The organism is Bradyrhizobium sp. CCBAU 25360 (genome assembly GCF_028128695.1).
GTDB classification, from domain to species: Bacteria; Pseudomonadota; Alphaproteobacteria; order Rhizobiales; family Xanthobacteraceae; genus Bradyrhizobium; species Bradyrhizobium ottawaense.
In genome coordinates, this window is the sequence record NZ_LBJA01000001.1 from 604,940 (window position 1) to 617,286 (window position 12,347).

General features: G+C 62.5%; 7 protein-coding genes and 2 pseudogenes. 3 read left to right on the plus strand and 6 right to left on the minus strand.

Translation table 11 applies throughout. From position 1 onward, the window contains the following. The 5 genes and pseudogenes from XH81_RS02700 to XH81_RS02720 form a co-directional block, all read right to left on the minus strand. Window positions 1–3,795, minus strand: a 3,795-nt coding sequence (locus tag XH81_RS02700) for a beta strand repeat-containing protein (protein WP_271595662.1), incomplete at its 3' end; no start/stop codon positions are given. 40 nt (window positions 3,796–3,835) lie between these two features. Beyond that, window positions 3,836–3,943, minus strand: a pseudogene (locus XH81_RS38635) (VCBS domain-containing protein); the annotation flags it as partial. Beyond that, complete coding sequence (locus XH81_RS02710) at window positions 3,897–5,336, minus strand: VCBS domain-containing protein (RefSeq protein ID WP_271595664.1); 1,440 nt, start codon at window positions 5,334–5,336, stop codon at window positions 3,897–3,899. The pseudogene XH81_RS38635 and the gene XH81_RS02710, both read right to left, overlap by 47 nt. Before the next feature lie 2,054 nt (window positions 5,337–7,390). Further along, window positions 7,391–7,582 (minus strand): hypothetical protein, encoded by a 192-nt coding sequence (locus tag XH81_RS02715; protein ID WP_028144438.1) that lies wholly within the window; start codon window positions 7,580–7,582, stop codon window positions 7,391–7,393. A 163-nt stretch (window positions 7,583–7,745) separates the two neighbouring features. Next, on the minus strand, window positions 7,746–8,462 hold the full coding sequence (locus XH81_RS02720; protein WP_097669182.1) for a hypothetical protein: 717 nt from the start codon (window positions 8,460–8,462) through the stop codon (window positions 7,746–7,748). Between the two features lie 485 nt (window positions 8,463–8,947). Between XH81_RS02720 and XH81_RS02725 the strand changes: the two genes are divergently transcribed. From XH81_RS02725 to XH81_RS02735, 3 genes and pseudogenes are all read left to right on the plus strand, one after another. Next, window positions 8,948–9,289: an H-NS histone family protein gene (locus tag XH81_RS02725; RefSeq protein ID WP_083859405.1), complete on the plus strand. Its 342-nt coding sequence runs from the start codon at window positions 8,948–8,950 to the stop codon at window positions 9,287–9,289. 980 nt (window positions 9,290–10,269) lie between these two features. Further along, a complete protein-coding gene (locus XH81_RS02730) occupies window positions 10,270–10,506 on the plus strand; it encodes a hypothetical protein (RefSeq protein ID WP_097669179.1) in 237 nt (78 codons plus the stop codon). 421 nt (window positions 10,507–10,927) lie between these two features. Then, window positions 10,928–11,404 (plus strand): annotated as a pseudogene (locus XH81_RS02735) (Lrp/AsnC family transcriptional regulator); the annotation flags it as partial. A gap of 423 nt (window positions 11,405–11,827) precedes the next feature. Here XH81_RS02735 and XH81_RS02740 read toward each other — a convergent pair. After that, the gene (locus XH81_RS02740) at window positions 11,828–12,052 is read right to left on the minus strand and encodes a hypothetical protein (RefSeq protein ID WP_193374900.1); all 225 of its coding nucleotides are present in this window, start codon (window positions 12,050–12,052) and stop codon (window positions 11,828–11,830) included. Window positions 12,053–12,347: the final 295 nt, after the last annotated feature.

A 12,347-nucleotide genomic window follows, 5' to 3' on the forward strand; every position in this document is an offset into this window, starting at 1 on the left:
GCTGGTGACCGTGAACTGATCCTGCACCTGCTGGCCGGCGATGAGCTCGTTGTGGGCACCGTTGCCGGTGTAGCTCCAGGCGCCGTTGGCATCGATCGTGAAGTCGCCATAGGTCCCGTGAACGTTCGATTGCGCCACGAGATGGGCTTCGCCCGTATCCGGGTCGGTGATGGTGAGTTGGCCTGAGGTGTTGAGTTCGGCGGCAGCATCACCCTCGGTGACGGACTTCGAGTCGGACGAGACCGTGGCCGCGTCATTGGTCCCGCTGATGGTCACGGTCACGATGCCGGAGGCGGTGCCGTCCTGGCTGGTCACCGTGAACTGGTCCTGGACCTGCTGCCCGGCGGTGAGCTCATTGTGGGCGCCGTTGCCGGCGTAGCTCCAGGCGCCGTTGGCATCGATCGTGAAGTCGCCGTAGGTCCCGTGGACGTTTGATTGCGCCACGACATGGGCTTCGCCGCTGTCGGGATCCACAATCGTCAGCTGGCCGCTCGTGTTCAGCGCCGCCGCGGTGTCGCCCTCGGTGACGGACTTCGAGTCCGACGAGACGGTGGCCGCGTCGTTGCTGCCGGTGATGGTCACCGTCACGATGCCGCTCGCGGTGCCATCCTGGCTGGTGACCGTGAACTGGTCCTGCACCTGCTGGCCGGCGGTGAGCTCGTCATGCGCGCCGTTGCCGGTGTAGCTCCAGGCGCCGTTGGCATCGATGCTGAAGTCGCCGTAGGTCCCGTGCGCGTTCGTCTGCGCGACGACATGGGCTTCGCCAGTGTCGGGATCCACAATCGTCAGCTGGCCGCCGGTATTGAGCGCCGCCGCGGTGTCGCCCTCGCTGACGGACTTCGAGTCCGACGAGACCGTCGCCACGTCGTTGCTGCCGGTGATGGTCACCGTCACCGTGCCGCTCGCGGTGCCGTCCTGGCTGGTGACCGTGAACTGGTCCTGCACCTGCTGCCCGGCGATGAGCTCGTCATGCGCGCCGTTGCCGGTATAGCTCCAGGCTCCGCTGGCATCGATCGTGAAGTCGCCATAGGTCCCGTGAGCATTGGTTTGGGCGACGACATGGGCTTCGCCGCTGTCGGGATCCACAATCGTCAGCTGGCCGCTGGTATTGAGCGCCGCCGCGGTGTCGCCCTCGGTGACGGACTTCGAGTCCGACGAGACCGTCGCCGCGTCATTCGTGCCGGTGATGGTGACCGTCACGATGCCGCTCGCGGTGCCGTCCTGGCTGGTGACCGTGAACTGGTCCTGCACCTGCTGCCCGGCGGTGAGCTCATCGTGGGCGCCGTTGCCGGTGTAGCTCCAGGCGCCGTTGGCATCGATCGTGAAGTCGCCGTAGGTCCCGTGGACGTTTGATTGCGCCACGACATGGGCTTCGCCGCTGTCGGGATCGGTGATGGTGAGCTGGCCTGAGGTGTTGAGTGCGGCGGCCGTGTCGCCTTCGGTTACCGACTTCGAGTCCGACGAGACCGTGGCCGCATCGTTGCTGCCGGTGATGGTCACCGTGACGATGCCGGTGGCGGTGCCGTCCTGGCTGGTCACCGTGAACTGATCCTGCACCTGCTGGCCGGCGATGAGCTCATCGTGGGCGCCGTTACCGGTATAGCTCCAGGCGCCGTTGGCATCGATCGTGAAGTCGCCATAGGTCCCGTGCGCGTTCGTCTGCGCCACGACATGGGCTTCGCCAGTGTCGGGATCCACAATCGTCAATAGGCCGCTGGTGTTCAGCGCCGCCGCGGTGTCGCCCTCGCTGACGGACTTCGAGTCCGACGAGACCGTCGCCACGTCGTTGCTGCCGGTGATGGTGACCGTCACGATGCCGCTCGCGGTGCCGTCCTGGCTGGTGACCGTGAACTGGTCCTGCACCTGCTGGCCCGCCGTGAGCTCGTCATGCGCGCCGTTGCCGGTATAGCTCCAGGCTCCGCTGGCATCGATCGTGAAGTCGCCGTAGATCCCGTGGACGTTCGATTGCGCGACGACATGGGCTTCGCCCGTATCCGGGTCGGTGACGGTGAGCTGGCCGCTGGTGTTCAGCGCCGCCGCGGTATCACCCTCGGTGACGGACTTCGAGTCGGAAGAGGCCGTAGCCGCGTCGTTGCTGCCGGTGATGGTCACTGTCACCGTGCCGCTCGCGGTGCCGTCCTGGCTGGTGACCGTGAACTGGTCCTGCACCTGCTGGCCCGCCGTGAGCTCGTCATGCGCGCCGTTGCCGGCGTAGCTCCAGGCGCCGTTCGCGTCGATGCTGAAGTTGCCATAGATCCCGTGGACGTTTGATTGCGCGACAACATGGGCTTCACCGCTGTCGGGATCCACAATCGTGAGTTGGCCGCCGGTATCGAGCGCCGCCGCGGTGTCGCCCTCGCTGACGGACTTCGAGTCCGACGAGACCGTGGCCGCGTCATTCGTGCCGGTGATGGTGACCGTCACCGTGCCGCTCGCCGTCCCGTCCTGGCTGGTGACCGTGAACTGGTCCTGGACCTGCTGGCCCGCGGTGAGCTCATCGTGGGCGCCGTTGCCGGTGTAGCTCCAGGCGCCGTTGGCATCGATCGTGAAGTCGCCATAGGTCCCGTGAACGTTCGATTGCGCCACGAGATGGGCTTCGCCCGTATCCGGGTCAGTGATGCTGAGCTGGCCGCTGGCGTTCAGCGCCGCCGCCGTGTCACCCTCGGTGACGGACTTCGAATCCGATGAGACTGTCGCCGCATCATTGCTGCCGGTGATGGTCACCGTCACCGTGCCGCTCGCGGTGCCGTCCTGGCTGGTGACCGTGAACTGGTCCTGGACCTGCTGGCCCGCAGTGAGCTCGTCATGGGCGCCGTTGCCGGTGTAGCTCCAGGCGCCGCTGGCATCGATCGTGAAGTCGCCGTAGGTCCCGTGGACATTCGATTGCGCGACGACGTGGGCTTCGCCGCTGTCGGGATCGGTGATGGTGAGCTGGCCTGAGGTGTTAAGTGCGGCGGCCGTGTCGCCTTCGGTGACAGACTTCGAGTCCGATGAGACTGTGGCCGCATCGTTGCTGCCGGTGATGGTCACTGTCACCGTGCCGCTCGCGGTGCCGTCCTGGCTGGCGACCGTGAACTGGTCCTGGACCTGCTGGCCTGCGATGAGCTCGTCATGCGCGCCGTTGCCGGTGTAGCTCCAGGCGCCGTTGGCATCGATGCTGAAGTCGCCGTAGGTGCCGTGGACGTTCGATTGCGCCACGACATGGGCTTCGCCGCTGTCGGGATCCACAATCGTGAGCTGGCCCGAGGTGTTGAGCGCCGCCGGGGTGTCGCCCTCGGTGGCGGACTTCGAGTCCGAGCTGACGGTCGCCGCGTCATTCGTGCCGGTGATGGTGACCGTCACCGTTCCGGAGGCGGTCCCGTCCTGGCTGGTCACCGTGAAGTGATCCTGGACCTGTTGGCCCGCAGTGAGCTCGTCATGGGCGCCGTTGCCGGTGAAGCTCCAGGCGCCGCTGGCATCGATCGTGAAGTCGCCGTAGGTCCCGTGGACATTCGATTGCGCGACGACGTGGGCTTCGCCCGTATCCGGGTCGGTGATGCTGAGCTGGCCGCTGGTGCTCAGCGCCGCCGCCGTGCCACCCCCCCCCCCCCCCCCCCCCCCCCCCCCCCCCCCCCCCCCCCCCCCCCCCCCCCCCCCCCCCCCCCCCCCCCCCCCCCCCCCCCCCCCCCCCCCCCCCCCCCCCCCCCCCCCCCCCCCCCCCCCCCCCCCCCCCCCCCCCCCCCCCCCCCCCCCCCCCCCCCCCCCCCCCCCCCCCCCCCCCCCCCCCCCCCCCCCCCCCCCCCACCGTGGCCGCATCGTTGCTGCCGGTGATGGTCACCGTCACCGTGCCGGTGGCGGTGCCGTCCTGGCTGGTGACCATGAACTGGTCCTGGACCTGCTGGCCGGCGGTGAGCTCGTCATGCGCGCCGTTGCCGGTGTAGCTCCAGGCGCCGTTGGCATCGATCGTGAAGTCGCCATAGGTCCCGTGCGCGTTCGTCTGCGCCCCCCCCCCCCCCCCCCCCCCCCCCCCCCCCCCCCCCCCCCCCCCCCCCCCCCCCCCCCCCCCCCCCCCCCCCCCCCCCCCCCCCCCCCCCCCCCCCCCCCCCCCCCCCCCCCCCCCCCCCCGTCAGCTGGCCGCTGGCATTGAGCGCGGAGGCGGCATTGCCCTCGCTGACGGACTTCGAGTCCGACGAGACCGTCGCCGCATCATTGCTGCCGGTGATGGTGACCGTCACGATGCCGCTCGCGGTGCCGTCCTGGCTGGTCACCGTGAACTGATCCTGCACCTGCTGGCCGGCGGTGAGCTCGTCATGCGCGCCGTTGCCGGTGTAGCTCCAGGCGCCGTTGGCATCGATGCTGAAGTCGCCGTAGGTCCCGTGGACGTTCGATTGCGCCACGACATGGGCCTGGCCAGTATCCGGGTCGATGATGCTGAGTTGGCCGCTCGTGTTGAGGGCGGCGGCGGCATCACCCTCGGTGACGGACTTCGCCTCGGAAGAGACCGTAGCTGAATCGTTTGTGCCTGTGATCGTGACCGTCACCGTCTGGGTAGCTGTCGAGCCGTGGCCGTCATTGATCGTCACCACGAAGCTCTCGGTGATCGTCTGGCCCGCAGCGAGGTATTGCGCGGCGGCGTTGTTCAGATTGTAATGCCATTGCACCGAGCCGTTGGCGGCATTGGCCGTCTCGTTGACAGAATCAAGCGAGAAGGCGCCGAGCGACGTGGTGTTGGAAGAGGCTGCCGCGAACGAGGCCGAATGCGTGTCGCCGAGATCGGCATCGTTGAAACTGATGGTGCCCGCCGCGCTCTCCGAATCCGAGATATTCGGCGTGGTGTTCGCGTCTTCTACCACCGAGCCGCTCTGCGGACTCGATGTGATGATGACCGAGTCGTTTGCGCCGTTGAACTGGAGTGTCACGGTCGCCCAACTGAGCGTGCCATTGCCCAGCTGGATAGCGTAGGTGAATGTGTCAGTCAGCGTTTGCCCGGTCGCCAGCGCCTGAAGCTGAACGTTGATGTCGCCCTTGTCGTAATGAACGGTGCCGTCCGCTTCAATCCAGATGCGTGCACCGAGGGCGCTGCGGTCACCGGTTGCAGCCATTCCGGCGGCATCACTGCTGTACGCCACATCTTTGACCAGCAGATCTGCAGGTGCGTAGTTCTTGGTGGACGCGGAGGCGCTCGTTCCATTGTCCAGGGAGAACAGCGTCTTGGCCGCGCCCCCAAGGTCATTTGCCAGCACATTCAAGATGAGAATGTTGCTGGCGTCTTCCGTAAACGAGAAAATGTCCGTGTTGGCTTGCGGAGTATTGCCGAACGAAACCGTGCTGCCGCCGCCCGTTGTCTGCGTCGCCATAGCTTAAATCCTCTGGATGATGCGCCTTCCGCATTCACGGACCGGCACAAATTGCACAATGGCGCGGGGATGATCGGCCGTTGCCTTGCCTATGCTGCTGAAGAAAAATGCCGAGCTGCTCAGCATGCCTGCCGTCATGCTCAGCGCTTCGAAAAGGTGTAAACAGAACACGTGCCGCTCAAGCCTGTTTGGGGCTGGAGTCGATCCGGGCTCGCGATCGGATGTCGTGCGCACGGTCGCGCGCCTGACAGCCGCCATGTTCGCAAACCGCAAACTTGGCTGGATCGGAAGATCGCAAATTGACGAAGAATTCGAACTTGCCCGAGCCCAGCCGAACATTGCTACAAAATGCGTGCACGTCATTCGCAACCCTCGTCTGCCAATGCAGAGCAGAGAGCGTCGCCGCAAATCAATTCACGCAATTGGTAGCGCTCGCTCGGACGGCGATAGGTCCGCCAGCCAGCGACAGTCCATCAGACTGCTGCCAAGTTACTCGAAAAGATCTAGAGCGGTATCCCCCTGCCCAACGTGGCCGGTGCTTAGCCGCCCACGTTTTGGCAATTATTTGATCTTGCAATATTCGCGGCTCCAGAAGCGACGACCGTGATCGAGAAGCGCCACGGCCGCCCGCCCCTAATTAAATAAGCCTATTTTAAATTAAAGCATCAGTCCATTTATTTATTTACGCGATCGATTTAATAATTAATACATCGAAATCAATAACAAAGAGGCTCTTGCGTCCCTCCTTGCGAGGCGACACCGGAATTTTACGGCTTGCCTCCCGGATGCACTCGGTTCGCGAGATGATCTTTGCCTCGCGCAGATCGGCAACTCGCAGGGAGCAATTGGAGCCGAAACTCAGCCCCATTCACGAAGACGAGGCATGAAAGCAGCAGTCTCGCAATACTTTGCACCAACCTGTGCTTATTAATTTGCGCATCCGACGATCCAGGCCCACCGTGAAGCGGCGGACGAGGCCTTCAATGTGTTGCTGGTCATCCCATCGGGTCAATGTAGCCGTCCTTGTCGCCCGGGCGTACGTTCCAGAGCGTGAGACCATCGCGGGGGATCCGATGGTGGTGCGCTCTAAGAGCGAGACGCGTAGCCAGAGCGCTGATGCTATCCAATGGCTGGGTTATGGCTCGGTAGCCGGCGCATGTGTCCTGGGGTGCGGCGAGAAGAGTCCTCGATGCTCTCGCACGAAGCTTCGCATCTCCTGTTGCTGTCCCGCACGTCTCTCGTTCGCTTTAACGCGCAACAGGGCCTCGGCAAGCCGCGTTCGAAATCCATGTGAAGCTAAAACCGAAACCAGTTCCCGGTTGACGCGCGAACGCGGCCAAATCGACCGCCATTAAATGATATATTTGATTATTGTGTATAATCATGATGACTCCATCGCAAAATTGAAAAATATGTTGGGGAAAAGAAAACATGGGAGGTTGAAATGGAAGCTGCCCGCCGCTTTCGCGCAATGGCGTTACTTTGCCGACAGACTGCCGCACTCCAACCTGAGAGAAGCTGGAAACTGCTTGCAGAGGCAGAGTATTGGGAACATCTGGCGGCTGCGGCCTTAGCTCATTGAGCTTCGTCGAGCGTTCTTTGTCTTTCGCTTTTCGTCGACTTCTTACTTCAAGTCATTTTCTGAGGCATGTGATGTCGAGTACGCGTCAGATCTTTTCTAGTGCTGTTCTGAGCGAACGGCACCAGGCGCTTCTGGAGGAGCTTAGAGAGGTGGAGAAGCTTCGAAGTAAGCTCCGACATGTAGAGGCAAAAACAATCGGCAGAAGACGGCGTACCAAAGCGAGCGGCAGAGCAAGAGCCGTTTAAAGACCCGCCGGGTCCGAAGGTTGACCGGCGTTGGCTCACTCGCGCGGTTCGATGCACGGATGCCCGCGCTCCTCGCATCTGCCACTACTTTGAGAGGGGACTGGGCGCCTTCATCCCCACAGTAGCGAGCCTCCGCGATGACGTCGCTGCGACATGTCGCCAACCAGCCAGGCCGGGGTGTGAACTAAACTCGGCGGCGAGACCGGCCAGCTATTCAGGATCGCGCGTTAGCTCCGACTTTCATTCGACGTTGCACTTCGGAACACTGCAACGAGTCGATCGCCTTCCCAAAGCTCAACGTCGTGCTCGTCATGCATTTGCTCGGCTCGTCGTCTCGCCGCCTGCTCGTCAATGCAGTCGAGCTTTGCAGCGCAGATCACTTGCCGGCTGCCGTCCACCACGAACACCTTGTACCGCATGATGCAGTCCGATCCAAAAGGGTGACCACCATCGTACCCGATTGTCCGTCTGAGGCAGTGCCAAACCAGCGACGCACCGAACCTTTGTACGTGTAGCAGTTCGGCCGTGCCTGCTCGTTCAATCCCTCGGCCGCGCGGCGGCAGCACCTTATATGTCGCTACCTCAGTGGCGTAATCTCACTGCGTGCCGAAGCGTGCGGCTCGAGCTCAAGAGCGAGAGGCCACCAAGCGTCATCAGCAGCACACCGAACCAGGCCGTCCAGCTGCGCGCTTCGTCGTGCGCCTCTGCCATGCGCGCGCCCAGCGGCATATCTTGAGGTGGGTTGGCGGGCGCGGCGGCGAGAAGCTGCCCAGCGTCGACTTGGCCCGGCACGGAGTGTTCGGGCGTGAGCTGGTTGCTGGGAATATCTACGATGGCGGCCGCCGACATGAGGGTAGAGCCCGTGCCGAGATCGGGAGCGGCATCTGCTACCTGCATTTCGGGTACAGTCGTCCGAGATCGCTCGGGCGGCGCGGAGCGCAGCAACTCCGCGCGCGCATCAACGACCGCGCTCCGCCTGGCCTGCGTGGTCCCGTTTCCGTCCAAACTGGCGCTGCGGTCTTTGGCCACGCGAGCCCGAATGGGCTTCTTCACCGTCGCGATGCCCTCGACCAGGAACCAGCATTTGCGGCGACCGTCCGTTCGGTAGACCCAATGCTGTCCGCCACTGGTCGAGGTACCGGGACGCGGCACGCATTCGGCTTGCGGCGGAGAGGTTACCGCCGGTTGGGACGTAGCAGTATTGAAGAAGTCGGCAACAGGATTGGAGGACGCGGGCGCCGCCGAAAAACCTCCGACAAGGACCAAACTGGCGAAATACAATCGCAATTGACCGGACATCGAAAACTCCCGGGTGCGCCCTACCCCCGCTTGAGCCTTAGCGGCGACAACGGCTCCCATACGGCTTAAATCGGGCGGCGCGATGAATTAATTGTCCTCTTGACCACCTAATTAATGTGCCGGCCCAGCACTCCAGGGGTGCAACACGAGGCAGCGCGATCGATTCATCGATCCATCTGAGTTGCGCCGGCCCTCGCTCCCGCCCACGATCTGCGCCGCGGCCGCCGGTCGATCGCCATCATTGCGCTCGTCGAAACACGAAAGCGCAACTCGCCGAGGAATGAGTCTGTGGATGTCACGAGACGTGGCTACCCCTCGCAGCGAATTAAATACTTCGCCACGATATTACCACTGTCGCGCCTTTCTCCCTGCCACCTCTCGCATTTAAATGTGGATTGCAGGATCAATATTTAACTGACGGCTTGTCTGCTCCCGGATTCCCGACTTGTCTGCCTGGGCCTTCTGCCCAAGATTCGGATGGAGCCATGAACACCGCGCATTTTAATTCGCTCTCCATTGACGAGCTCTGGATACTTCACCAAGAGGTCGCCGCCCAACTCGCTCAGAAAATGTTGGTGCAAAAAGCACATTTGGAGGAAAGGCTCCACAGGATTGCACTGGCCAACGAGGCCACACGGCTCAATCGTAAGCGCCGCCGTCCATACCCGCCTGTCCGTCCCAAATATCGCAATCCGAAGAACCCGGCGGAGACATGGTCGGGTCGCGGCAGGCAGCCGCGATGGCTGCGTCCGCAGCTTCGAAGCGGCCGAGATTTGGACGATTTCCTGATCGATGGGGCTTCAGCTCAAAAGCGGCAGACAAATTGAGCGCTGATTGCGGCATTTGAAATGGCGCCAGTTGCTACCTCCTGGGGCTCTGAGCTCTTCACATCATAGTTTGAACGCGGGGTCATAACCATGCTTGGAAGCATGGCCATAGCGAGCGCTTGCGATCTGTCTGATGGTCTAGCTGAATCGCTCGGGGGGCCCTCGGCGCAGTGAAGACATCGACGAGAATCTCAAGCGCGCGATGGTCCGCGTCTAGTCTGGGCGCCCTCTGAAGTGCCGCCTAGCCGCATTCCACGCTCGAAGGACTGGAAGGAGGAGGGCGACGAAAAAAACTCTGATTGCAACCGGCGTCATTCCGCGCCGCAGGAGTGGTGGGTCGTGATCGACCGAGCGGCCGGCCGTCGTGTTGATCGTCACCGGAGATGGGGTTCCTTCTCGCCGAGTAGGTGCCCGTCTGCGCGAGGGCAGGACAACTACAACGAACAGAACGTTCACCAGTAGCCATATTCCCACAATGAGAAGGAAAGTACGCACGAGAACGACCATCGTTGATCTAAAATCGCCGAGCTTACTCCTGCCTCATAACCCGGCGCGCAGCCGGCAACACTGCGTTCGCGGACGGAGCCGCTTCAGCGCAGCCGGCACATTTGGCGTGCCCCAAGGCCGTTGGGTCCTGAGCGCTTCGCAAGCGTCCAGGATGGCTCACAGCCTAGTCGGGCGCAACACTCGCGTCTGTGCGCTTTCGAACATTCATGGCCCTTCAGGTATGCTAATTCTATGCATCATCCGGCGAGAGCCGGACAGGGATGGCTCATCAGCCAGGACGGCCGTCCTCAGCCCGCAATCCCTGAACAGGGGCCGGGTCATGGAGCATGACCAAATTTCGCAGCACGATGAGCGGCGAATTTGGCGGTCCGCATAGAACCAAATTCGAGTTTCGGCAGTTGACTCCCGGTGGATCCGAACAAGCAAACTGATTGTTCGGGCCGAGGATAAGTTTAAAAGCTAAGCCGGCACACATGAAGGACCTCCGACGACGTTTGGAAAAGGTCCGCGCTGACGCCAGAGAGTTTACGCTGATGAGTCAGCAGGCGACGGACATGGAAAAGCGCGAGCTGTTTAAGCGCTTGGCGGATGAGCTCGCCTTCGAGGCTCTCGAGCTTGAGCTAACCGTGAAGAAAAATGAGCCACCTAATCCGTGCGGCCAGCACGAGGTCGTGGAGTTCAAGCCACCCTCTCAGCGAAAGCGCGGCTGACGCGGAAGAGCTAGATCGTGCGTGCACGACGGATCTTTGCGGCTCCGCCAGCGATCGCTGCGCCGCCCCACGCCCCCTCTTCGGGCCAGCTGTCCCGCAACGCCCCGCCTGTGGCATCCACCTGACTTTCAGAAGGTTCGCCGCCCTTTTCGCGGCTGAGACAATCCGTACGAGCGCTACGACAAGCACGTAATCGACTTATCCCATCGGATCTGTGCGCTTTATCGAATGGGTGACGATATAGAGACCAGGAAAAAGCCGAACGGCAATCTGGCCGTGTCCACCCCATACAAAGAACGTCGCACGAGACGTGCATTGTTCTGTCGAAGAGCTTAAAAAGGCTCTTGCGGGCCAATCTTTTAAAGGTGGTGGGCGCACCAGGGCTCGAACCTGGGACCCGCTGATTAAGAGTTCAAGACCATTGAACGGTATCCCGAAGCTCGATCGAATCGACTTGAACATCCTCGTCCAGCTGCAGAAGGACGGCAGGATGACCAACGCCAATCTGGCCGAGGCAGTCGGCCTTTCGGCGAGCCCGTGCCTGCAACGTGTCAAGCGGCTGGAAGCGACCGGGTACATAAGGGGCTATGGTGCGCAGATCAACCTTGCGAAGCTGACCGAGAGCATAACGGTCTTCACCGAAATCACCTTAGTCGATCACCGCAAGGAAGATTTCGTCAAGTTCGAGTCCTGTATGCGCAACGTCGACGAGCTGATGGAATGCCATCTTATCAGCGGCGGTTACGACTATTTGCTGCGCTTCGTGTGCCGCAACATCAACCACTATCAAGAGCGAATGGAAAACCTACTTGAACGCAACGTCGGCATCGAGAAATATTTCAGCTATATCGTGCTGAAATCTCCCATCGTGAAGCATGCCCTTCCGCTCAAGACACTGCTCGATCCTCAGTGGTCAGGCGACCAACTCGCTGCTGACGCTTCCGCATCACACCCCAGGCTGACTTGCGCTGTTGTTTAGCGGACGGCTTGCTCCAATACCTGCCCATCTCAAGCCTCGCGCATAGAACGCAATCAGCGCCAAGCGCGATCCGTACAAACATCGCACAAGATCGTAGGCTAGCGTGAGATCATACGCAAAGCAGCCGCGGAGCGCCTCGAACTCCGATCCCATTGTTCGCCTGCTCTGACTTACTGGTCGCAGCACCGGGCTTATCCGACCGAGAATGGTTTCGTCGCACGATCGCAGCCTTACCGGCGCGGCGAAACTCCGGAAGGCAGAGGCCAATGTTGAGTTGCTTAAAGGGGACAAGTGACTCACGCGCCTCGCAGGATGAAGTCGCTTGAGCACAATCGCGATGCGCTAATTGCACACCATCACGCGCCGGTATCGCCCGTAGACGTAGTGGCAGTCACTGTCCGAGGAATAGTCATCGCGCGAACGGCCATAGGTGTAGCCGGCAGAGGCTCCGGCAGCATAGGCGCCTGCAACATAGGCGGCGCGATGGCCGTATTGGTATCCGCCGTAGCGGCCGTGGTCTCCGAAGCGGTTGTAAGTGACCGATGTGCCGCGAACCGCACTCTCCACCGTCGGTCCGCCCCGACCAGCGGCGCCGACACGCCCAGCCGCCGCGAGATCACCGCGCGGTGCAGGTCCAGTACCGAGACGAGGCGCCGGGCCGCCAAGGCCGGCACGGGGGGCACCGCCAGGCCCTATCGGAGGACGAGCTGCGAAAGCCGGAGGACCTCCGGCTGCCAGCGGAGGCGGCCCGCCGGCCGCAATCGGCGGAGGCCCGGCCATGGGGGGCGGCGGAGGAAACTGCGCGAAGGCTGCATGTGGCGACAGCGTCACGGCTGCGAGCGTCGCAGTGAGGGACAGTATC

Bases quoted from the DNA above. Each gene is read 5' to 3' on its own strand.
- XH81_RS02715 (WP_028144438.1), bottom strand. From the start codon at position 7,582: ATGCGGTACAAGGTGTTCGTGGTGGACGGCAGCCGGCAAGTGATCTGC.
- XH81_RS02720 (WP_097669182.1), bottom strand. From the start codon at position 8,462: ATGTCCGGTCAATTGCGATTGTATTTCGCCAGTTTGGTCCTTGTCGGA.
- XH81_RS02725 (WP_083859405.1), top strand. From the start codon at position 8,948: ATGAACACCGCGCATTTTAATTCGCTCTCCATTGACGAGCTCTGGATA.
- XH81_RS02710 (WP_271595664.1), bottom strand. From the start codon at position 5,336: ATGGCGACGCAGACAACGGGCGGCGGCAGCACGGTTTCGTTCGGCAAT.
- XH81_RS02730 (WP_097669179.1), top strand. From the start codon at position 10,270: ATGAAGGACCTCCGACGACGTTTGGAAAAGGTCCGCGCTGACGCCAGA.